This window comes from Bartonella sp. AA97HXZ, assembly GCF_042196985.1.
Lineage (GTDB): Bacteria > Pseudomonadota > Alphaproteobacteria > Rhizobiales > Rhizobiaceae > Bartonella.
The window spans coordinates 1-526 of the sequence record NZ_JBHIRC010000117.1 but is presented as its reverse complement, the minus strand read 5'-3'; the positions used below and the strand labels follow the sequence as shown (position 1 = coordinate 526).

The following is a 526-nucleotide window of genomic DNA, read 5'->3' as shown; positions in this document are numbered from 1 at the left end:
GCATCTTGAACCTTTTGATTCATAGTTTCATCCAAATACCCATGGCACCAACTCGCATAGCCTGTATTTTTAGCCTCAAGCCGATTATCTGGATTATAAATAAGACGTGAAGCCATTGTATGGGGGTCCCCAGAGCCATTATTCCATCCGAAAAAAATCGTATCAAAACCACGCGCATAAAATTTTGAAAACAACTGCGTACCTACAAAACGTTCAATTTTAAAACGTACTCCAACTTTTTTTGCATTGTCTTGGAGAGACTGAGCAATAGGCAAAGCAAAAGGATAAGGAGAGGCACCGGCAAAAATACTGGCCTCAAAACCATCCGGATAACCTGCCTCTGTTAAAAGTTGCTTTGCTTTTTGGAGATCAAGTTTAAAGGGTTGTCCCTCTTTTTCATCCAAAGCTCCAAGATTACCAAGAGGAATAAAACTTGCACGTGGAATACCAACATCTTTGAGAAGAGTCTTACCGAGTCCTTCATAGTCAATAAGATAGCGCATCGCCAAACGCACTTTTTCATTGG

The 526-nt window shown here is 40.7% G+C and carries 1 protein-coding gene; it reads right to left on the bottom strand.

All coding sequences use genetic code 11. The features are described 5' to 3' along the window. Positions 1-526 (bottom strand): ABC transporter substrate-binding protein (locus ACFINE_RS09995; RefSeq protein WP_375621923.1); only part of this gene is annotated, 526 nt, incomplete at both ends.